The sequence below is a fragment of the Bradyrhizobium sp. USDA 4504 genome (genome assembly GCF_054063995.1).
Genome location: NZ_JBSSGV010000001.1, coordinates 8508172 through 8530422, shown reverse-complemented (window position 1 = coordinate 8530422; position 22251 = coordinate 8508172). Strand labels below are relative to the sequence as shown.

Genomic DNA, 22251 nt, shown 5'->3' with positions numbered 1-22251 from the left:
AGAGAGTTTGTCCCGGGAGTTCCCTATTCGACCTTGCCGATCTTCTTCACCGCCGCGATCAACCGCGCGCTGTCGTCTGCAACAAATTTTGAGAACGCCGGCGCGTCCATATAGGCGACAGGACTGCCCGCAGTCTCGAAAGTCTTGATCACCTCCGGCGCCTTCACGGCATCAGCCATCGCCGCGCGCAGCCGCTCCATGATCGGCGCCGGCAGCGCTGACTGCGCGAACAGTCCCGCCCAGATGTAGAACTCGACGTCCCTGTAGCCGAGTTCCTTGAAGGTCGGCAGATCGGGGAAGCTCGCGATCCGCTCGGCGCCCCAATTGGCGAGCACGCGCATCTTGCCGTCCTCGACCTGCTGCTTGAGCGTGCCCGGCGCCGACGCCAATGCCTGCACGGTGCCGGAAAGCAGTGCGGTGAGCGCCGGGCCTGCGCCGCGGAACGGCACATGCAGCAGCTTGATTCCTGCGCTCGCCGCGAACATCTCCATCGCGACATGCAGCGTGCCGTACGGACCGGACGAGCCGTAAGGAATCTGTCCCGGGCGTTTCTTCGCATCGTCGACGAATTCCTGCAGCGTCTTCCACGGCGCCGAGGCCGGCACCGCGAGCAGCGTCGGGTCGGCAAGCACACGCGCGATCGGCGCGAACTGCGACACCTCGTAGGCAACCGGACGATCGAACAGCCGGTCGGCCTCCGGCAGCACCGCGAGCGAGGACAGCGTCATCAACAGCGTATAGCCATCGGGCTCGGCGCGCGCGGCCTGCGCATTGCCGATCGATCCGCCCGCTCCGCCGGCGCGATTGTCGACGATCACGGGCTTGCCGAGGATACGCTCCAGCGCGAGCGCCACCGGTCGCGCCGCAAGGTCGGCCTGGCCGCCGGCCGGAAACGGCACGATCATCGTGATATTGCGGTTGGGATAGGCGGCTTGCGCAAACGCGGAGTTGGCGAGCGCAGCCTGCGCAAGCGGCAATGCGGCAGCGGCGCGCAGGAGTTCGCGGCGGTTCATCGAGAGTTTCTCCCCAATCATCTTTTTTGGCGATCGCAACCGATCGCGATGCCGCAGTCAGAGCCGCGGCTTGGTCGCATCGTGCAGGACCGGAGCGCTGATCTCAAGCGTCCCGCGCGTCGCACCTGACGCCGACTGACCGATGGGGAAGATCGAGCCTGGTCGGCCGAGTGCATGTTGAGATTCGATCGAATAACGACGGCGCTGTGCTCCCTCTCCCCGTTCTTGCGGGGAAAGGGTCGGGGTGAGGGGCTGCCTCCGCGTAAACGGCGACAGTTGGACTTGTGGAGGCTCCCCCTCACCCGGAACGCATCTAACGATGCGTCATAGCCGAAGCTCCGCTTCGGCGTTCTTGAGAACGGCCGCCAAAGGCGGCCTATACCTCTCCCCGCACGCGGGGCGAGGTAAAGCTGAATCCGCTGCGCGATGTGGTGTAAGTCATCTTGCTCTAGCGCTTGCGCGCCGCCCTGCGGGTCTTTCCGACCGACCGCTTGCTGGCCGCGCCGCGCTTGGTCGCGGTCTTCTTGCTGGCGGCCGCGCGTCGGACCGGAGCAGCCGCGGCCGGCCGCTTGCGCGCCGGCGCCTTCTTCGGCGCCTTCCTGGCCGTTTCCCTCACGGCTTTCCTGGCGGCCTTCTTCGCTGCTTGCGGACGCGCGCGTCGCGCGGTTGTCGCGCTGCGGCGCCGCGTGCTGCTGCCTCCGATCGGAACGAGGTGGTCGTTGGCATCCAGCGTGAGCTGCTGGAGCGGGAACGCCGGCAGGAAGCTCGGGTCGTTGTAGAGCTTGCTCAAACTGTCCTGGTCGAACTTGCCGCCCTGCCCGCGGTCCTCGCCCGCGCCGGCGCGCCAGGCCGCTTCCCAGACCCGGGCCAGGGTCTTGGCACCGTCCTGCATGCAGGCCGCGGTGGCGTCCTTCAGCTTCGACCACAGCGCCTCGACCTGTCCTCTGCCCATATGCGAATTGAACAGGTTGACGATGGTCATCGGCGGCAGCCGCTTCACGGTCCGCTGCATCAGCGCGACCACGGCGACCGCAGCGTCGCGCCCGGTCGGCGTGCCGCCCGGAGCAATCTCCGCGACGTCGCTGGTCCGGGCGTCAGGAATCATCTTGATGAGATCCTTGCCGTGGCGGCCGATCATCGTGGTCTCGTACACGCTGTGCACCTTGGCATGCGCCTTGTCGCTCGGATCGAGGCCATGGTGGAATTGCGAGATGTGCAGCGGCTGGCAGGCATCGCCGATGTAATGCGCGACGATGCCCGCGGCGCAGACGAATTCCAACTTCTTGTTGGCGGCGGCGTACTCGACCATCTCGTCGAAAATCTGCCAGACCCGGAACGGCAATGCGCCGCGCCGGTCCTCGCCGATCCCTTCGTAATAGTCGTTCCAGACCTTCGGATCGACGTTGCGCGTCGACTCCGCACAAAGATCGAGCAGCGTCTTGCCGTCCTTGCCCGGCTTGTCCATGTCGGCGAAATGGTTGCTTTCGTCGGTGTGCCGGGTGAAGCGCCAGACCAGGTCGGCGACGTCGGCCAGCGGCGAGAATGTCCCTCGCTGATGCGGCTTGAGGTCGGCAAGCAGCTTGTCGTCGAGGCCGATATTGTCGGAATTGGCGTCCATCATGGTGGCGAGCTTGGGCAACTTCGCATCGATCAGACTGGTCGCGTAGGCGCCGATCTTGACGTGGCCCCATTCGCCCCAATACTCGGTGTGACCGGCGTTCCAGTCGCCGATCAACTCGACATCGAGCTCACGGCACAGCGTCGACATGCAGATCCCGAGCGCGACCTGCATCGGGACCTTGCCGCTCGATCCGAACAATTCCTGGCCGCCCCATTCGAGCGCCAGAGGACTGAGGATCCGCGCGCCGCTGGGGTTCTTCTTGGCGTCCGGATCGTCGACAAACCAGACCGTGCCGGAGTCGCCCGGATAATTGTTGAGCGGCGTGTCGCCGTCGCGCGGGCCGATCACGAAATCGCTGACATATTCCACGCCGCCGACGGTCTTGTAGCGATAGAATAAGCCGAGGATCTTGCCCTTCATCAATCCGCTGGTCGCACCGAAGGCGATCAGCGGCTGGTTGATGATGTCGAGACGGAAGGTGCCGACATTGAGGTCGACGACGTCGCCGACCTGGCCGACGCCGTAGACCTGTGCGGTCCAGCCCTTGACGTCATCGACGCGGATCAGGCCGGCATCGAGATTGGCCACCACGCGCGAGCCGGGCCAGCCGGGATAGACCTCGCTGAAGGCGCGCTTGCCGAGTTGCAGCGCATCGCTGACGCCGAGGCGGCGGTCGGTGTTCTTGAAGCCGGCGAAGATCTCGCGGCCGGCGGCGCCGACCACGTGACGGTTGGACAACGCAAACACCGTCTCGCCATTGGTGACGAGACAGCCGATCGAGCCGCGGTGGATCTTGCCCTGGATCATGGTCTGCACCGGAAAGCCGCCGCCGACCAGATCGCTCTTGAACACCGGCGGATCGACGGTGCCGGGGCTGCCCTCGTTCGGATCGACCTTGACGACGCAGGTGGGCACGACGCGACCATCCGGCAGATAGAGGAATGGAGGCACCAGCTGGTCCTGCTTCTCGGGATGGTTCTTCAGCTCGGAGCGCTTCATCCAGTCGCGGACGAAGACGAGGATGCAGGGCCACGACCAGTCCTTGACCGACGAGTTGAACAGCGTGCGCGGTCCGAGCGCCTGCGGCTTGGAGTGCGCCTTTCTTTCCGTCGCGTTGCGGTCGTTGTCCCGGATCAGATAGCGGCCGATCGCCGTGGCGTAGACCGATTGCAGATGGGCCAGATGCACGTGATAGGCCTCGCGGGCATCGAGCAGATCCTTCACCGACAATGACGTGAAGTCATGCTTGGTCAGATCAATCATCTGGTTCCTCCGAAAATGCGCTTTGCGGCAACACCGGTGCAGGACGCAGAAATAGACGATCGCGGCAGCCCTCGATCGTGGGTTAGTTCACATAAGCAATACAATTTAAAAGGGATGACACGAATGTGACGGGGCGGGCCGGATGTCCCTCCACCGCTCCGCGTGCGGATTTCTATTTCCGCTGCGCACGCCCTTTGGCGAAATGCTTCGCCAGGAAATCCGCCAGCACCTCGACGCGCGCGGGCCGCGGGCCGCCGGGCGGGGTGACGAGATGCACGGCGCCCTCGGGCTGCTTCCAGCCTTTCAGGATCACCTCGACCTCGCCCCGCGCGATCGCGTCGCCGACGATGAAGTCGGGCAGATCGGCGATGCCGAGACCGGCGAGCAGCGCGGGCATCACAGCCTCGCCATTGTTGACCCGGAGCTGGCCGGCGGGACGCACGCTCGCCTGCTCGCCCGACGCGTTGGTGTAGTGCCAGACGCCCTGAGTCGAGAGATAGGCGTAGCCGAAGCATTTGTGCTCGGCGAGATGCATCGGATGGGTCGGCCGGCCGTGGCGCTTCAGATAGGACGGCGCGGCCACCGTGTAGCGCGGCATGCCGCACAGCCGCCGCGCGATCAGCGAGGAATCCGGCAACCGCGCGATGCGCAGGCCAGCATCAAAGCCCTCGCCGATCAGGTCGACCGTGGCATCGCTCAAGTGCAGGTCGATCGAAACCTCCGGATAGGCCTCCATGAATTCCGGCAGCAGCGGCGCCACTGTCTTGATGCCGAAGCTCATCGGCACCGCGAGCCGCACCAGGCCGCGCGGCGTGGTCGATTGCGCCAGCGCCTCATTCTCAGCCGCCTCGCCGTCGGCGAGCAGCCGCGCGGCGCGCTCCGACAATTTCTGGCCGGCATCAGTCAGCGCCAACCGCCGCGAGGTGCGGTTGAACAGCCGGGCGCCGAGCCGCTCCTCCAGCCGGCTGACCGCCTTGGACACCGTCGCCTTGGACAGCGAGAGCTCGGTCGCGGCCGCCGCAAACGACCGTAATTCCACGACTTTTGCGAAGATCGCGAGCGCCTCGAAGTCCGGCAGTTTCGACATGGGCCGCTGTCCTGATTGCTCAATACTGGAAACAATGAGTTTCAATAGTTTCTATTTCTATACCACAGCCGGAGGCATATCCAAGTGCCATCAAATTCAACCGATGGAGAAATCCAATGACAAAGAAGCTCTCAGGCAAGGTTGCCCTCGTCACCGGCGGCTCGCGCGGCATCGGAGCGGCCAGCGCCCGTGCACTCGCCGCGGAAGGTGCGAGCGTCGCGATCAGCTACGTCGCCTCTCCCGAGAAGGCCGAGGCCGTGGTCGCCGAATTGAAGGACAAGGGCGTCAACGCCCGCGCCTACAAGGCTGACCAGGCCTCGTCATCCGATGTCGATCAGCTGGTGAAGACCGTCGCCAAGGATTTTGGCCGGCTCGACATCCTGGTCAACAATGCCGGTGTCGCATCGGGCGGCGCGGTCGACGACCCCAAGGCCGACACCGCGACGCTCGCCCGCCAGGAGGCGATCAACATCAACGGCGTGATCACCGCGATCCGCGCCGCCTCCAAGCTGATGGGCGAAGGCGGCCGCATCGTCACCGTCGGCTCCATGCTGGCGGACCGCGCCTCGTTCCCGGGCCTTGCCGACTACGTCGCTACCAAGGCGGCCGTCGTCGGCTACACCAAGGGCGCGGCGCGCGACCTCGGACCGCGCGGCATCACGGTGAACGTGGTGCAGCCCGGCTCGATCGACACCGACATGAACCCGAAGGACGGTGGCGAGTTTGCCGAGACGCAACGCTTGCAGCACGCGGTGCAACGCTTCGGCCGCCCGGAGGAAGTCGCAGCGGGCGTCGTGTTCCTGGCAAGCCCGGAAGCCTCGTTCGTGACCGGCACCGTGCTCAACGTCGACGGCGGCTTCGGCGCCTGATCGCAAAATTTTCTGGAGACGCCGGGCGCGGTGCGCCCGGCCTGCTCCTCAACATCGACATCAAGGGGAATGACCATGATCGAACTCAGACCATTCGCAAAGCTTGGCGGCGCCGACCACGGCTGGCTGAAGGCCAAGCACCACTTCTCGTTCGCGAGCTACTACGATCCCGATAATGTCAGCCACGGCGCGCTGCGCGTCTGGAACGACGATGAGATCGCGCCCAACTCCGGCTTCCCGGCACATCCGCACGCCAACATGGAGATCATCACCTATGTTCGCGAGGGCGCAATCACGCACCAGGATTCGCTCGGCAATAAGGGACGCACCGAAGCCGGCGACGTGCAGGTGATGAGCGCCGGCAGCGGCATCCGTCACTCCGAGTATAATCTGGAGCCGGCGAAGACCAAGATCTTCCAGATCTGGATCGAGCCGACGACGAAGGGCGGCCACCCGACCTGGGGCTCGAAGCCGTTCCCGAAGGCGGACCGTTCGGGCAAGCTCGTCACCATCGCCTCGGGTATCGACGGCGACAATGACGCGCTGCCGATCCGCGCCGATGCGCGGGTGCTCGCCACCACGCTGAAGGCCGGCGAGAGTGCGGAATACGCCGCCGACAAGGCCCGTCACCTCTATCTGGTGCCGGCGGCCGGCAGCATCGAGGTCAACGGCGTGCGCGTCAATGCCCGCGACGGCGCCGCGATCCGCGACGAGGCCAAGCTGAAGATCACCGCGCTCGAGGATGCTGAGCTCGTGCTCGTCGACGCGGCCTGATCACCACATCCACACTCGTCATGCCCGGGCTTGACCCGGGCATCCATCGGGCTTCGCAAGGGTTCTCCGTTTGATGGATTGCCGGGTCAAGCCCGGCAATGACGGGGTTCCTTAACTTCACCCTACTGCCAAACCACAAGGAGGCCATCATGGCCAAGGTTCTCGTTCTCTATTACTCCGCCTACGGTCACATCGAAGCGATGGCGAATGCCGTCGCGGAAGGCGCGCGCGAAGCCGGCGCCACCGTCGACATCAAGCGCGTCCCCGAGCTGGTACCGGCCGAAGTCGCCAAGGCCTCGTACTACAAGCTCGACCAGGCCGCGCCGATCGCCAAGATCGACGATCTCGCCAACTACGATGCGATCATCGTCGGCACCGGCACCCGGTTCGGCCGCATGGCCTCGCAGATGGCCAACTTCCTCGACCAGGCCGGCGGCCTCTGGGCCAAGGGCGCGCTGCACGGCAAGGTCGGCGGCGCCTTCACCTCGAGCGCGACCCAGCATGGCGGCCAGGAGACCACGCTGTTCTCGATCATCACCAACCTCCTGCATTTCGGCATGACGGTGGTCGGCCTGAACTATGGCTTTGCCGGACAGATGAAGCTCGACGAGGTCACCGGCGGCGCGCCCTACGGCGCAACCACGATCACCGGCGGCGACGGCAGCCGCCAGCCGAGCGAGAACGAACTCGCCGGCGCCCGCTATCAGGGCCGCGCGATCGCGGAAACCGCGAGAAAACTTCACGGCTGATGCGATGGGGGCGGCATTCTCGTTCACGATTGCCGCCCCTGCCTAAGTCGCGACGTCGTTCCCGGACAACGGCGCAAGAGCGATCGCTGCTGGAACGCCAACAGACGCCAAGAAAGGCCGATAATCGACGTAATAGGCGTCCATGCCCAGGATTGCCTGACAATTGGCCGCGAATTGAGCCCTTGAGCGGCGACAAGCCGCGTGTCATCGTGCCCGTCAATATCCAGGCCGGAGCAACATGACGGTTCCCTGTCGCGTCCTAATGATCTATCCGAAGTTCGTTCAGGACTCCTTCTGGAACTATACGGAAGCTTGTGAACTCGTCGATGCGAAGTATCCGGCGGCGCCGCTCGGACTGATCACCGTCGCCGCCATGCTGCCGAAGCATTGGGATATTCGCCTCATCAACCGTAACACCGAGCCCTTGACGGACGCCGATCTCGACTCGGCCGATCTTGTCATGATCGGCGGCATGCTCAACCAGCAGCCTGATTTTCTCCACCTGATCGATCTCGCACACCGGCACGGCAAGCCGGTATGTGTCGGCGGACCTGACGTCTCCTCCAGCCCGCATCTTTACGCCGACGCGGACTTCCAGGTGATCGGTGAGGCAGAGCAAATCATTCAGCAATTTGTCGCCGCCTGGGAAAGTGGAGAGCGCAAGGGCGTGTTCATCGCCGAGAAATTCAAGATCGACGTCACGCTAAGCCCGATGCCCCGCTATGACCTGATCAAGTTCGAGCACTATCTCTTCATTGGCGTGCAATATTCGCGTGGCTGCCCGTTCACCTGCGAGTTCTGCGATATTATCGAGCTGTATGGTCGTGTGCCGCGCACCAAGACCCCCGATCAAATTCTCGCTGAGTTGCAAGCGCTCTACGATCACGGTTATCGCGGACATGTCGATTTCGTCGACGATAATTTCATCGGGAACAAGAAAAACCTCCGCATCCTGCTGCCGCAGCTCAAAGCCTGGCTGGAGGAGCGAGATTATCCGTTCGAGTTTTCGACGGAAGCCTCGATCAATATCGCTGACGACAGCGAGCTGTTGCAGGCGATGAAGGACGCGAACTTCTTCGGGATTTTCGTCGGCATTGAGAGCCCGGATCCGGAGACCCTCGTGCAGATGAAGAAGAAGCAGAACACCCGGCGCGACATCGCCGAATGCATTCACAAGATCTATGGCTACGGCATGTTCGTCACCGCGGGTTTCATCGTCGGGTTCGATACCGAGAAAGCCTCGATGGGGCACGCGATGATCGACTTCATCGAGGAGGCGAGCATTCCAGTCTGCATGGTTGGACTGCTCTATGCACTGCCGGGCACACAGCTGACGCGGCGGCTGGCGAAGGAAGGCCGCCTGCACGAAGGCCACGATCTCATGAAAGTCGAGCAGGCGGGCGACCAATGCACGCTCGGCTGCAATTTCGACACCATACGTCCGCTGCGTGACATCCTTGAGGACTACAAGGCCGTGATCGGGCACGTGTTCGACCCGACGGCCTATGCAGGACGGCTGTCGCGGCTCGCCGCCATGCTCGACCGGTCCGACCGGCGTCGCGACCTGCCGGATGGCGACATACGCAAGAGGCTTGGCGGCATCGAGGGCGTGCACACGATCATGCGTGCCCTGCCGGAGGTCCACGAACCGTTCTGGAAGACCTTCGTTGAGGTCGCGAAGTCCAATCCGGGCGCGCTTCGCTACATCGTGATGTTGATGGCGCTGTATTTGCATTTCGGGCCATTCTCGAAACACGTGATCCGTGAGATTGACCGCCGGATTGCCGCCCTCGACGATATGCCGCCGGTGAGGGCCACGGAGCTTGGGCCGCGAACTAACCTACGTGCGGTTTGACGGCAAAGCGCGTTCGTGCGCTTCGCCGACCAGAGCACGTCGCGCGGAACCAGAGGATCGGTTCCCCCGAGGTCATCGCGACCAATTCGTAATAGCCGAAACACTGTACGTTGCGCAGCCCAGAGGTTTGTCATGACCAACACACAGAAGACCCGCTGGCCGGAACTGCCGACCGCGGCGTGGAGCGACAGCTGTGCCACGCTCCAGCTCTTCACCCAGATCGCCGGCAAGATCCGGCTGGCGAAGTCGCCCTGGCTCAATCACTCCTGGCACGTCACGCTCTATGTCACGGCGCGCGGGCTGACGACCTCGCCGATCCCCGACGGCGATCGCACGTTCCAGATCGACTTCGATTTCATCGATCACGTGCTCCGCATCTCGACCAGCGACGGCACCGAACGGCAATTCGCGCTGGCCGGTCAATCGGTCGCAAGCTTCTACGCGGCGGTCATGAGCAATCTGAAGGACCTCGGCATCGACGTCGCCATTGACGAGATACCGAACGAAGTCGCCGATCCGATCCGCTTTTCGCAGGATACGCAGCATGCGTCGTACGACGCGGATGCCGTGCGCCGGTTTCACCAGATCCTCGTGAACTGCGATCGCGTGTTCAAGCAATTCCGGACCGGCTTCCTCGGCAAGGCGAGCCCGATGCATTTCTTCTGGGGCAGCTTCGATCTCGCGGTGACGCGCTTTTCCGGCAGAACCGCGCCGCGGCATCCCGGCGGCGTGCCCCATTTGCCCGACGAGGTGGCGCACGAAGCCTATTCGCACGAGGTCAGCAGCGCCGGCTTCTGGCCGGGCGGCGGCGCGATCGATTATCCGGCATTCTATTCCTACGCCTATCCGGAACCCGCGGGCTATCGCAACACGCCGGTACGGCCCGATGCTGCGTTCTTCAGCGAGGCGCTTGGCGAATTCATCCTGCCCTACGACGCCGTGCGGACGGCTGCCGACCCGGACAAGGCGCTGCTCGAATTCCTGCAATCGAGCTATGAGGCCGCGGCCATCAACGCGAACTGGGACCGTGCTGCGCTGGAATGCGCACCGGGCCAGCCGGGCGTGGTCCGAGGGATCTAGCGGCGCGCCGCACCGGCGGCTCAATCCTCTTCGCGACGGGTCGCCTTGGACAGTCGACGAAGGCGCATAGGTTAAATTTCGTGTTACGTCTTTACCGCATCGTTGCTTGGCCGAGCTATCTTTCGGACGACGCCCCGCGACCCCGGCCGGCTCGAACACTACAGGCAGTATATTCGTGAGCGCCCCGCAACCCGTCACGATCCCGCGACAACCATCGCACGCTGATCGGTCATGACGCGGCCATCGATCCTTGCCCTCGCGGTCAGCGCGTCGATTCTGCTGTCGGTCGCCGCGCGGGCCTGTCCCGCCTTGATCGAAGGCGTCCCGGCCGAGCGGCTCGAGGCGCTGTCACGCGGCGTCAATGCCGACGGCTGGATCGCCGATCCGCGGTCGGCGCCGCCCCGCGGCCTGCTGCGCGAGCTGCGCAAGGCCGGCATGACCCACATCCGGCTGCCGGTGCCCGCCGACTTCGTCATGCCGCGCTTCGCCGCGAAAGCCGAGATAGACGGCCGCCTGCGCACCGTCGATGCGACGCTCAAGACCCTGCTCGCGCTCGGCTATGCGGTGTCGATCGACTTGCACTCCGGCGAGCGCTTCAACGCGCTACACAAGGACGATCCGCCCAATGCGATGACCGAAATGAAGCGCGCCTGGACCGAGCTCGCACGGGTCATGCAGCGCTATCCGTCCGACCGTGTGTTTGCGGAACTGTTGAACGAGCCGGATGTCGAGGCCGCGCAATGGCAGGGCGAAGTCCGGGAGCTGGCCGGCTTCATTCGCGCCCTGCTGCCGCAGACCACACTGGTCACCGGGCCGGTCAACTGGCAGCGCGCGGATTCGCTGCCGGATTTCACTCCGCTCGACGATCCGAATGTCGTCTATGCCATCCACTTCTACGATCCGATGGTGTTCACCCATCAGGCCCATTGGGATCCGAATGAACCGCTGCACGACGTCACCGGATTGCCCTATCCGGTCCGCTCCGACGATCCCAAGGTTCAGCAGCTGCGGGAGCAACTCACCGCGCTGGACAGGCGCACGGCGCTCGCGATGGTGGACCGTGCCATTCCCGACCGCGGCATTGACAAATGGCTCGAACCGGCGGCCGCCTGGCAACGGCAATATTCGCGGCCGATCATCATCAATGAATTCGGTGTGCTCAAGGCCGGCGCGCCGCGCGATAGCCGGCTGCGCTGGCTCGCCGGCGTGACCGCCTACGCCCGGCAACAATGCTGGGGCTGGACTCATTGGGAGCTGTCGCAAGGCTTCGGCCTCGCCGACCCGGTCACTGGCAAGGTCGACCGCGAGGCGCTGAGGGCCTTGCTCGGGACCCGCTGACCCATCTGGTTAACCAGTTCTTACACAATGCGCGGCTAGATCGACGATGCGGTGTGGCACGCCCACACGTCCGGTCACGCTAGGTCAGAGCCTGTGCGAGCAGAGATAGCCCCGCGGCCGCTGTTGGCCGGCGATCTGATTCCTGCACTCGGCATCGCCGTGGCATCGATCGCATTCGCGCCGATCATGCAGACGGCCAACGCCGGGCTCGCGATCGTCGTCGAAAGCCTGATCGGCTGCGCCATCGTGCTCGCGGTGCCGGCCTACGCGCCGTCGATCGCCATCTTCATCATCTTCTTCCAGAACCTCTTCGTCTCGATCCTGTCGTCCTACATGACGACCGAGCAGGAGATGGATTTCGTCAAGGGCTACAATTTCCTGGTCATCGCGGTGATGTGGCTGGTCACGCTGGCGCTCTACGCGCTGCACGAGCGGAAACATTCCGCCGAGATCGACCAGATCATGAAATGGGGGTCGTTCACCCTCGCAACCGTGACGGCGTATTTCCTGCTCGGCGCCACGCAGGATTCGCACGCGGCCCTCGTCTATCTGCGCAACATTGCGCTGCCGCTGTTTCTGTTTCAGCTATCGCTGCTGACGGCCGCAACCTTCGAGATCCGCATCACGCCGTTCCTGGTGACGGTTGCGGCGCTGCTGATCGTCTGCGGATATGTCGAACTGCTGTTCCGCGATTTCTGGCTCTCCATCACCAACGGCTACACGTTCTGGCATTTCGACGAGCTGAAGGCGACCCGTTCCGGATCCTGGGAAGCCGAGATGCGCGCAACCGGCAGGGTGCCGGTGGATCTGATCGATCGCTTCCGTTTCAGCTTTCTCAACAGCCCGTTGTTCGAAGACCTCGGCCTCTCGTCGTTGCTGCGTATCTTCGGACCGAATATGAGCCCGATCAGCTTCGGTTACGGGATCGCCTTCTCCATCCTGTTCCTGTTCGCGGTCGGATATCGCTGGCTGGCCTTGGCCGCGATCCCGCTGCTGATTTGCTGTAGCGTAAAAGGCGCGCTCATCCTGGTCATCTTCGTGGCCCTGGCCTGGACGGCAACCTGGCTGCTCGGCGCCACCATCACCCTTGCCGTCGCGCTGGTCGGGCTCGTGCTGTACGCCATCGCGGCGATCTATATTGGACTCCAGATCGGCGACTTCCACGTGATCGGCTTCATGGGCGGGTGGGACGGCTTTCGGCAGAATCCGATCGGCCGCGGACTTGGCGTCGGCGGCAATCTCTCCGAAGGTTATTTCTCGATCGACTGGAACGCAGCGCAGGCGGCCGGCACGATGGACGGCGCGGTGGAGAGCGCCGTCGGCGTGCTGCTCTACCAGATGGGGATCGGCTCACTGGTGCCGCTTGGCTACTTCCTGGCGATGGCGCTGAAGGCCTGGCGGCTCTACGCCTCGTCGGGAATCCTCATCCAGGGGCTCGCCGCTTTCGGCACGATGGTCGTGCTGGTGAACGGCATCTTCCAGGAAGAGGCGCTGTTTGCGCCGCCGGCACTTGGGCTGTTGCTGTGCCTGACCGGGCTCGTGATCGGCCATCATCTGCGGACGCAGAGTGACGATCGGAAGGTCTCTGCGACCGACAGTGCTCCTCAATGAGGAGGGGCCCCGTCGCAGTGCGACCGAGGCCCCGCTCAACCCGCGCCGTCAGAGCGGCTTGATCTGCACCTTGCGGAACTTGACCACGCCCGAACCATACTGGAGCGCGATATAGCCGTTGGCGTGCTTGGAATCCTGGGCGTCGACGGTCTTCTGGCCGTTCAGCGTCACGACGAAATGCGGCCCCTGCGCCGTGATCTCGTAGACGTTCCATTTGCCGGCCGCCTTCGGCATCGGATCGACCTTGCCGACGTCGACAATCGCGCCGGTGCCGTAGGTCGGGTCCGGCCGCTTGTCGAAGATGTTGACCTCGTAGCAGACCTTGGAGTCGATCACCTTGTTGCCTTCGCAGCGGATGAAGATGCCGCTGTTGGCATCCTCGTCGGTCCAGAACTCCGCCCTGATCTGGAAATCCTTGTATTGGGTCTTGCTGACGAGATAGGAGAGATCCTTGCCGTCGAGCTTGTCGGCGACCAGCGCGCCGTCCTTCATCGCCCAATTGGCCTTGCCGACCTCGTCCCAGTCACCCTTCTTGGAGCTGTCGAGCAGCGTGACCCAGCCGTCGTCCCCCGAGGCGGCGGTGGAAAATTGCAGCGCGGCCGCACCGATCACAAGTCCCGCCGCCAGTATCGACAGATGCTTCTTCAAGGTTATCCTCCCGTCTTTTGGTTGGCGCGCAACCTATCATCGTCTGCGGCGGCGTAAATGCTTTTTCATATTGCAACTGCGTTGTGTCACGGATCGTTGCCGCAATCCTGAGATCAGACATGCACGGCGGCGTCTTGCCGGGCGGAAGCGAGGACGACTAGCATGGCGCGACGTACGGGCGCGGCAGTCGCCCGAGTAATCCGATCTGGGAGCATACCGATGACGGCGTCAAACCGACCTTGGCGATATCTGATGATGCCGTTGGCTTTTGCCGCGACGCTGAGCGTCAGCTCCGCGGCCGAGCTCAATCCGGCCGCCGTGACCTACAAGCTGCCTGATCAGATTCCCTGGAGCCCGGCTGACGCGCGCGGCGCACAGAATGCGGTCGTGGTCGGCGATCCCTCGAAGCCCGGCTTCTACATGGTCTACACCAAATGGACCAAGGGCAATCACTTCAGCCGTCCGCATTTCCATCCCAACGACCGCTACATCGTGGTGCTCAAGGGCACCTGGTGGGTGGGCTCGGGTCCAAAATTCGATCCCGATCACGGCACCGTGGCGATGCCGGCCGGCAGCTTCGTCACCCATTTCGGCAAGCAGGTGCACTGGGACGGCGCCAAGGACGAGGACGCCGTGCTGCTGATCATGGGCGAAGGCCCGGCCACCGCGACCGAGGTCGAGCAGAAGTAGCCGGAACCGGCTAGCAACCTTTGCATCCAGGCGGCGTTTCATCCCCTCATCATCATGACGAGGAAATGACGCATGGCAAACGCCGCTGATATTCGGGAAGATATGGATGTGATCTCGTCGGACAAGAAAACGGTCGGCAAGGTCGACCACATGGAAGGCACCGACCAGATCAAGCTGACCAAGCAAAGCTCGCCTGACGGTCAGCACCATCACCTCATTCCGCTGTCCTGGGTCGACCATGTCGACCAGCACGTCCACCTCAACAAATCGGGCTCCGACGTGACGGCGCATTGGCAGCACGGCCGCCAATAGCCGCGTTGCGCGAGGTGGGAGCGATGCTATCATCCCGGCCCAAGGAAGGGCCTTCGATGCATCCCGCCGCCAAGCTGCAATTTGCCCGCATCGTCGACGAGTTCGCGCGCTGGCGCGCCATTGCGGAACCGGAACGGCCGCCCGCTCCGGCCTGGTGGTGGGGGCCGGCATTCGAGATGCGCGATGCCGCCGAACCGCTGCCATCCGCCTGGAGCCGCCAGCTCCGCCTTGCCGACGGCGCGAGCTTTGCGGAGGCTGCCGTTGTGTTGCGCCAGACGTTGGCCGGCCAGGACATCCTGCCGTGGCCCTATGATTTCTCGCGCAAGGTCGCATCAACCGATTCCGACGTTCGCGACCTGCCCGTGCAGCCGTCAGACGACGGCGCGTTTCCGCCCTAGATCCGGCCCGGCCTCGCTGGTCGCCTCGCCATCCAGCGACGGCTGCAACGGCGGCGACGCCTCTGCCTGCGACGGCTTCAACAATTCGGCGAGATCGCGCGGCGGCAGCGGCCGGCTGAACAGGAAGCCCTGCATCTCGTCGCAGGCATGGGCGCGCAGGAACTCCTGCTGCTCGGAGGTCTCGACGCCCTCGGCGACGATGGTCATGCCAAGCGCCTTGCCCATCGAGATGATCGCCTGCGCGATCGCGACGTCCTCGGAATCATTGGGCAGGTCGCGCACGAAAGAGCGGTCGATCTTGATGGTGTCGATCGGGAACTGCTTCATCAGCGACATCGATGAATAGCCGGTGCCGAAATCGTCGATCGCCAGCCGAATGCCGCGATTCTGGATCGCGTCGAGCACGCGCACCGCACGCGTCACGTTGCGCATCACCATGCTCTCGGTGACCTCGAGCTGGAGCAACGCCGGCGACATGCCGCTCTCCTCCAGCGCCGCGTCGATGTCGTCGAGCAAGTTCGGATCGCCGAACTGCCGCGGTGAAAGGTTGACCGCCATCGTCACGGCCCTGAGGCCGCAGCGCTGCCACGCCATGTTCTGCCCGCAGGCTTCCTTCAACACCCAGCGGCCGATCGGCACGATCAGGCCGGTCTCCTCGGCAAGCGGGATGAACTGCCCCGGCGATACCTTGCCAAGCTCGGGATGGGTCCAGCGCAGCAGCGCCTCGACGCCGCTGATCTGCCCGCTCGCCATGTCCACCTTGGGCTGATAGTCGAGCGAGAATTGCTTGCGCTCGAGTGCGCGGCGCAATGCGCTCTCCATCGTCAAGCGCTCGATCGACTGCGCCCTGATCTCGTTGGAGAAGAAGCGGAAGCCATTCTTGCCGTCTTCCTTGGCGAGATACATCGCCATGTCGGCATTCTTGGTCAGCGTCTGCACGTCCGAGCCATCGGCCGGATACATCGCGATGCCGATCGAGGCCGTGGTGTGGCACTCATGCCCGCTGAGCTGCAGCGGCTGGCTGAGCGAAACCAGAAGATCGCCGGCGATGCGCTCGACGTCGTCGCGTTCGGCGGTTTCCTCGAGGATGACCACGAACTCGTCGCCGCCGAGCCGCGCCACCACGTCGCTCGCGCGCAACGATCCACGCAGCCGCTCGGCGATCGCCACCAGCAGCATGTCGCCGGCGTCGTGGCCGAGCGAGTCGTTGATCACCTTGAAGCGGTCGAGATCGATGAACAGCACCGCGAGCTGCCGGCGATGGCGATCCGCCGCCGAGATCGCGTGATGCAGCATCTCGTTGAACGTCTCGCGGTTCGGCAGATTGGTCAGGCTGTCGTGCGAGGCAAGATATTCGATGCGCTCGTCGGCCTTGTGTTTCTCATCGGCGCGATCGAAGCTCTCGAGCGCGAACGCCAGATTGTCGGCAAGGCGCTGCAGCAATTCGGCGAACTCCGGCGTGAACGTGTCCTTGTCGATCGCGACGAAGATCATGACCCCGACCACCTGCCCGCTGACAACAAGCGGAAACGAGGCGCTGGACTGCGTTCCATCGAGCCGCGCGCGCTCATGGAAAGCGGCGGTCTCGGGATCGGCAAAATAGTCGTTGATGATGCACGCCTTGCCGGAGCGGAACGCCCGACCGCAGGCGCCGCGCCCCTCGGGGTGCGCCTCGCTGGTCGAGAGCGTCACCTGGCGCGCGCCCTCCGCCGCCGGCCCCGCAATCGCGACGATCCGCAGATAGTCGCTTCCGGTCTGCGCCAGCGCGATCGTAGTCGAGGTGAACTTGCCGCCGGTCGCCGCCGCCGCGCAGACCAGTCGATACAATTCTGCGCGGGACTTCGCCCGCATGATCGCCTCATTGGTCGCGCTCAGCGCCGCGAACATCCGCGACAGCCGCTCCTTCTGCTCGTCGTCCCGCGCCTTCTCGTCGGCGCGATCGAAATTGGCAAGCGCGAACGACACGTTCTCGGCAAGCCGCTGCAACAGCGCCATCATCTCCGGGCTGAAGGTGCCGAACTCGCTGGAGAGAAACACCAGCGCGCCGATCGCCTCGCCGTTCTTGAGCAGCGGCAGGGCTGCGCCCGATTTGCTGCCGCTGTCGCGCACGGCCGGATAGACGTGCGATTCGGGGCCGAAATCGCTGAGATAGTCGTTGCTGATGCAGGGCCTGCGCGTGCGGATCGCAACGCCGGTCAGCGTCTGTCCCTCCGGACGCGTCGCGTCGGCCGACAGCTGAACCTCTCGGGCCCGCACCCGGTCCGGGCCCGAGGCGGCCACATTGTCCAGGAAGACCTCGCCCGGCCGCACCAGCCTGATCGTGGCCGAGACGAACTGGCCGCCGACCGCCGCGGCATCGCAGACCAGATCGAACAGTTCGCTGCGGGATTTCGCCCGCATGATCGCCTCGTTGGTCGCGCTCAGCGCCGCGAACATCCGCCGCAGCCGCTCCTTCTGCTCCTCGGTCCGCGCCTTCTCGTCGGCACGGTCGAAGCTGCCGAGCGCATAGGAGACGTTGTCGGCGAGCCGCTGCAGCAGCTCGGCGAATTCAGCCGAGAAGGTGTTGCGCTTGGCGGAGATGAACAGCATCACGCCGACCGGCTCGTCGTCGACGATCAACGGGAACGCCGCGCCCGATCGCGCATCCTCGCGGTCGATGACGTCGCGGAACGGATTGCTGGCGACGTCGCCCAGAAAATCGTTGTTGATGCAGGCGCGCCGCGAGCGGAACGCCCGGCCGCAGACGCCGCGCCCTTCGGGGCGAGCCTCGCTGCGCGAGACGTTGAGGCGGCGCGCATTTGCCGCGGTAGGCCCCGCGACCGCCATCATCTCCAGGAAATCGTCGCCGGGCTTCGCGATCAGGATGCTGGTGGAGTTGAATCCGCCGCCATGCGCCGCCGCCGCGCAGACCAGCTCGAACATCTCGAGCCGCGACCTCGCGCGCATGATCGCCTCGTTGGTCGCGCTCAGCGCCGCGAACATCCGCGACAGCCGCTCGCGCTCGGCGTCGGCCTTGGCCTTTTCGGTGGCACGGCCGAAATTGTCGAGCGCGACCGAGACATTCTCGGCGATCCCCGCGAGCAGCGCGATGATCTCCTCGTCGCGCGCCCAGGAATTGCCGGTGAAGAAAATCAGGACGCCGACGCTCTTGCCGAACCGGGTGAGCGGCAGCGCCACGCAGGCCATCAGGCCGCTGCCGCCGATCGGCATATGCGACGGGCCCATCGATATCGGGATGTCGTGCTCGACGCAGGGCCGCTGGGTCCGGAACGCCTCGCCGCAAATCCCCTTGCCATAGACGTTGTCCGGATCGGTCGAGAAGCGCGTCTGGGTGATCAGGTCGAGCGCCTCGCCGGTGCCGGCGACAGGCTCGAACCAGTGCGTGTCGGGTTCGGCCAGCAGCACCACCGTCGCGAAGGACTTTCCGCTGAACACCGCGGCATCGCAGACCCGCTGATAGAGATCGTGCTCGGTCTTGGCGCGAAGGATCGCCTCGTTGGTTGCGCTGATCGCACCGAACATGCGGTTGAGCCGACGCATCGCCCGCTCGCCGCTCTTGCGCGAGGCCTCGTGGTCGAAATTATCGAGCGCGAAGGACACGTTCGCGGCCATGCGCTCCAGCAGCGAAACGGCCTCGTCGCTGAGCGAATTGATCTCGCGCCGCGTCACCATGAAGACGCCGACGCTGCGCCGGTTGCAAACCAGCGGCACCGCGGCGGCCGCCCCGACGCCGGCCGCTGCCGCGCCGCTGCGCCAAGCCGCCGAAACAGCGTCGTTGACATAGTCGTTGCGGACGCAGGCCTTCTGGTCGCGGAACGCGCGGCCGGCCACGCCTTCGCCCTCCGGGGTGTTGGCGATCGCGGAAATGGTGATGCTGCATAGTCGCGCGACATCGTCGCCGTAGCCAGCCGCGAACCTCAAGAGACCGGTATCCGGCTCCAGCAAAAACACGGTCGCGGCCAGGAAGCTCCCGCTCGAGAACGCGGCTTCGCAGACCTTGCCGTACAATTCTTCTGGTGATTTCGCGTACAGGATCGCTTCGTTGGTGGCACTCAACGCCGCGAAGGTACGCCCGATGCTCGACTGCACGATTCCTGAAGGCCCGGGGGCCAACCCCTCCAATCTGGCAGGGAACATTGCCCGCGAGAGGCCTAAGTGGTGGTTAGCGTATCCGGCAAGTTGCACGACAAAGTAAACGGCTGACGAACGCCGGCGGCGGTTTTCCGGGATATTACGGACACCGGTGTGCCAGCCTGAGGCGGAGGGTGGCGAGGCGCGGATGGACGTCCTGCTCGCGCCGCCCGAGCAGCCAAATTCCGCATCGCGACCGCGCCCGTTCCACTCCGTGAAATCGCGGCGGCGAGCACCCTGCTGGCGGTATGGCCGCCCGGATTTTTCTGCCCTTGCTCGCCCCTCGGCGCTTTGAGAGCATGACGTCGACAACAGCAAGCACGACCCGCGCATCACGCGGGCAGACCGCGAGGAAAATCCCATGCCGATCGTCCAGGCCGACCGTCTCACGCGCATCGGCGCGGCACTCCTCAAGGGTGCCGGCGCATCGGAGGAGGAAGCCAGCGCAGTCGCCTCCGGCTGCGTCAACGCCAACCTCGCCGGCCACGACTCCCACGGCGTGATCGCAATCCCGACCTATATCGACCGCATCAAGGCCGGCCACATCGTGCCCGGCGCGAAATGGACCATCGTGCAGGAGACACCGACCACGACTGTGATCGACGGTCATTGGGGCTTCGGCTTCCACGTCAACGCCAAGGCGATGGAGATGACCATCAACAAGGCGAAGACCGCCAATGTCGCGGCCTGCACGGTGTTCCGCCAAAGCCACGTCGGACGGCTCGCGCATTACCCGATGATGGCGATGCGCGAAGGCATGATCGGGATTGCGGCCGCCGATTCCGGCCGCTCGCCGAAACACGTGGCGCCGTTCGGCGGCCGCGAGGCCCGGCTCGGCACCAACCCGCTCTCGATCGCGGTGCCCTCCGACCTCGAGGCGCCATTCTATCTCGATATGGCGACCTCGGCAGTCGCCGCCGGCAAGATCCAGCTCGCGGTGGCGCGTGGCGAGAGCATCCCGAAGGGTTGGATCATCGATGCCGAGGGGCGCGACACCACTGACCCGAAAGACTACCGCAAGGGCGGCGCGCTGCTGCCGCTCGGCGGCAGCGAAGGCTACAAGGGCTCGGGCCTTGCCGCGATGATCGAGGTGCTGTGCGGCCTCCTGACCGGGCTCGGCTTCGGCGTCGAGCCGACCGGCCGACACAACGACGGCTGCTTCATGGCGGTGTTCAACGTCGCCGCATTCCGTCCGCTCATGGACTTCAGGAAGGAGGTCGCCGACTTCGCCCGCTACCTGAAATCGACGCCGCCCTCGGAAGGGAGCCGCGGCGTGTTCTATCCCGGCGAGATCGAATATCTGCGCGAGCAGCAGCGGCGCAAGGACGGCATCGAGATCGAGGATGCGACCTGGGACAAGCTCAAGGCGCTCGCCGCCGATTACAAGCTCACCGATGAGCTCGACCTTCGCTGATAGTTGCGGACACAGGAGAACGACATGACACGGCAAATGGCGCTGGTTGGCTTTTTGCAGGCGCAGAACTGCACCAACCTGCCGAGCTCCTGGCGTCACCCGGAATCGCGCGACGATTCGATGTCGGCGGACTACTATCAGGAGATCGCGCGCATCCTGGAGCGCGGCAAGTTCCACATGGCGTTCTTCGACGATCGCCTCGCAATGCCCGATCGCTACGGCAACGATCACGCCCACACCGTCGAATACGGCATCCGCTGCGTGAAGATGGACCCGATCGTGGTGCTGACCACGATGGGCATGGTCACCACCAAGCTCGGCCTCGCCTCGACCGCCTCCACCACCTATTTCGAGCCGTTCGACGTCGCCCGCCGTTTCGCCACGCTCGACGTGATGACGGGTGGCCGCGCCGCCTGGAACGTGGTGACGTCGGTCAATGACGGCGAAGCGCTCAACATGGGCCGCGAGCAGCATCTCGAGCACGACCATCGCTATGACCGCGCCGACGAGTTCATGGAGGTGGTGCTCGGCCACTGGGACGCCTGGGAAGACGGTTCGCTGCTGATCGACAAGAAGAGCGGCCGCTTCGCCGATCCGACCAAGGTGAAGCGGCTCGACCACAAGGGCACATTCTTCACCTCGCGCGGCCCGTTCACGGTGCCGCGCTCGCCGCAGGGCCATCCCGTCGTGATCCAGGCCGGCGCCTCCGGCCGCGGCCAGCGCTTTGCCGGGCGTTGGGGTGAGGTGATCTTCACCGCGGCGCGCAACCTCGCCAATGCCAGGCAGGGCTATGACGCGATCCGGGGCGAAGCCGCCAAGGCCGGGCGCGATCCCGACCAGATGTTCCTCTGCAATCTGATCACGCCGGTCACCGGCGCGACCAAGGCCGAGGCCGAGGACCGGATGGCGGTGATCCAGAAGCTGCCGCTCGAGATCGACGCGTTGTCGCTGCTCGCCGAAGGCCTCAACTTCGATTTCGGCGCCAAACCGATCGACGAGCCGCTAACCACCGAGGAGTTGCAGGGCATGCAAGGCATGCTCGGCATCCGCGACGGCGTGCTGCGCACCTCCGGCAAGACCAATCCCTCGACCCGCGACTTCATCACCTTCTCCGGCCGCGGCCAGGTGCAGGACGCGATGGTCGGCGGCCCGAAGGAGATCGCCGACCGGCTGGAGGAGATGTTTGTCAATCGCGGCTGCGACGGCTTCGTCGTCGCGGCGAGCTACGTGCCGGGCTCCTATGCCGACTTCGTCAACCACGTGGTGCCCGAACTGCAGAAGCGCGGGCTGTTCCACAAGGACTACGCCGGCACGACGCTGCGCGAAAATCTCGGGCTCAAGCGCCCGGCCGCGGGCGCCTGGAAGACCCGCACGCAGGCCGCGGAATAGAGGGACATC

Annotated in this window: 17 protein-coding genes; 12 read left to right on the top strand and 5 right to left on the bottom strand. The window is 64.7% G+C overall.

Annotated features, from left to right (window positions below):
• Window positions 1-23: 23 nt before the first annotated feature.
• The 3 genes from ACVMB1_RS40055 to ACVMB1_RS40045 all read right to left on the bottom strand — a co-directional run bounded on the left by ACVMB1_RS40055 (window position 24) and on the right by ACVMB1_RS40045 (window position 4984).
• Complete coding sequence (locus tag ACVMB1_RS40055) at window positions 24-1013, bottom strand: tripartite tricarboxylate transporter substrate binding protein (protein WP_076827566.1); 990 nt, start codon at window positions 1011-1013, stop codon at window positions 24-26.
• Between the two features lie 448 nt (window positions 1014-1461).
• Window positions 1462-3897, bottom strand: a complete 2436-nt coding sequence (locus ACVMB1_RS40050; protein WP_456849740.1) for a Nal1-like putative serine protease — start codon at window positions 3895-3897, stop codon at window positions 1462-1464.
• A 172-nt stretch (window positions 3898-4069) separates the two neighbouring features.
• Window positions 4070-4984 carry a LysR family transcriptional regulator gene (locus ACVMB1_RS40045; protein ID WP_016846155.1) on the bottom strand — a complete coding sequence of 305 codons (915 nt, stop codon included), beginning with the start codon at window positions 4982-4984 and terminating at the stop codon, window positions 4070-4072.
• Window positions 4985-5100: 116 nt separating this feature from the next.
• On the opposite strand from ACVMB1_RS40045, the gene ACVMB1_RS40040 reads away from it, so the two are divergent.
• From ACVMB1_RS40040 to ACVMB1_RS40010, 7 genes are all read left to right on the top strand, one after another.
• The gene (locus tag ACVMB1_RS40040; protein ID WP_076827570.1) at window positions 5101-5853 is read left to right on the top strand and encodes an SDR family NAD(P)-dependent oxidoreductase; all 753 of its coding nucleotides are present in this window, start codon (window positions 5101-5103) and stop codon (window positions 5851-5853) included.
• 75 nt (window positions 5854-5928) lie between these two features.
• Window positions 5929-6627 carry a pirin family protein gene (locus ACVMB1_RS40035; RefSeq protein ID WP_057015482.1) on the top strand — a complete coding sequence of 233 codons (699 nt, stop codon included), beginning with the start codon at window positions 5929-5931 and terminating at the stop codon, window positions 6625-6627.
• Window positions 6628-6776: 149 nt separating this feature from the next.
• Window positions 6777-7376 (top strand): NAD(P)H:quinone oxidoreductase, encoded by a 600-nt coding sequence (gene wrbA, locus ACVMB1_RS40030; RefSeq protein ID WP_076827573.1) that lies wholly within the window; start codon window positions 6777-6779, stop codon window positions 7374-7376.
• Between the two features lie 238 nt (window positions 7377-7614).
• On the top strand, window positions 7615-9231 hold the full coding sequence (locus tag ACVMB1_RS40025; RefSeq protein WP_076827575.1) for a B12-binding domain-containing radical SAM protein: 1617 nt from the start codon (window positions 7615-7617) through the stop codon (window positions 9229-9231).
• Window positions 9232-9363: 132 nt separating this feature from the next.
• A complete protein-coding gene (locus ACVMB1_RS40020) occupies window positions 9364-10311 on the top strand; it encodes a DUF5996 family protein (protein ID WP_456849738.1) in 948 nt (315 codons plus the stop codon).
• 231 nt (window positions 10312-10542) lie between these two features.
• Window positions 10543-11649 carry a glycoside hydrolase family 5 protein gene (locus tag ACVMB1_RS40015; RefSeq protein ID WP_076827578.1) on the top strand — a complete coding sequence of 369 codons (1107 nt, stop codon included), beginning with the start codon at window positions 10543-10545 and terminating at the stop codon, window positions 11647-11649.
• A gap of 123 nt (window positions 11650-11772) precedes the next feature.
• On the top strand, window positions 11773-13260 hold the full coding sequence (locus tag ACVMB1_RS40010) for a hypothetical protein (protein ID WP_076827580.1): 1488 nt from the start codon (window positions 11773-11775) through the stop codon (window positions 13258-13260).
• A gap of 48 nt (window positions 13261-13308) precedes the next feature.
• Here the strand turns inward: ACVMB1_RS40010 and ACVMB1_RS40005 are convergent, their stop codons facing one another.
• A complete protein-coding gene (locus tag ACVMB1_RS40005; RefSeq protein WP_057015457.1) occupies window positions 13309-13908 on the bottom strand; it encodes a 3-keto-disaccharide hydrolase in 600 nt (199 codons plus the stop codon).
• 252 nt (window positions 13909-14160) lie between these two features.
• Here ACVMB1_RS40005 and ACVMB1_RS40000 point away from each other — a divergent pair, with 252 nt between their 5' ends.
• From ACVMB1_RS40000 to ACVMB1_RS39990, 3 genes are all read left to right on the top strand, one after another.
• The gene (locus tag ACVMB1_RS40000) at window positions 14161-14598 is read left to right on the top strand and encodes a cupin domain-containing protein (protein WP_057015484.1); all 438 of its coding nucleotides are present in this window, start codon (window positions 14161-14163) and stop codon (window positions 14596-14598) included.
• Window positions 14599-14670: 72 nt separating this feature from the next.
• Window positions 14671-14910 carry a DUF2171 domain-containing protein gene (locus ACVMB1_RS39995; RefSeq protein ID WP_076827582.1) on the top strand — a complete coding sequence of 80 codons (240 nt, stop codon included), beginning with the start codon at window positions 14671-14673 and terminating at the stop codon, window positions 14908-14910.
• Between the two features lie 56 nt (window positions 14911-14966).
• Window positions 14967-15308, top strand: a complete 342-nt coding sequence (locus ACVMB1_RS39990; protein ID WP_076827584.1) for a hypothetical protein — start codon at window positions 14967-14969, stop codon at window positions 15306-15308.
• On the opposite strand, the gene ACVMB1_RS39985 is transcribed toward ACVMB1_RS39990, so the two are convergent.
• Window positions 15282-19397 (bottom strand): bifunctional diguanylate cyclase/phosphodiesterase, encoded by a 4116-nt coding sequence (locus tag ACVMB1_RS39985; protein ID WP_076827586.1) that lies wholly within the window; start codon window positions 19395-19397, stop codon window positions 15282-15284. The genes ACVMB1_RS39990 and ACVMB1_RS39985 overlap by 27 nt on opposite strands.
• A gap of 403 nt (window positions 19398-19800) precedes the next feature.
• Between ACVMB1_RS39985 and ACVMB1_RS39980 the strand changes: the two genes are divergently transcribed.
• Both ACVMB1_RS39980 and ACVMB1_RS39975 read left to right on the top strand, forming a co-directional pair.
• Window positions 19801-20853, top strand: a complete 1053-nt coding sequence (locus ACVMB1_RS39980) for an Ldh family oxidoreductase (RefSeq protein WP_057015461.1) — start codon at window positions 19801-19803, stop codon at window positions 20851-20853.
• Between the two features lie 24 nt (window positions 20854-20877).
• Entirely contained in the window at window positions 20878-22242 is a 1365-nt protein-coding gene (locus ACVMB1_RS39975; protein ID WP_456849736.1) for an LLM class flavin-dependent oxidoreductase, read from the top strand.
• Window positions 22243-22251 lie beyond the last annotated feature (9 nt).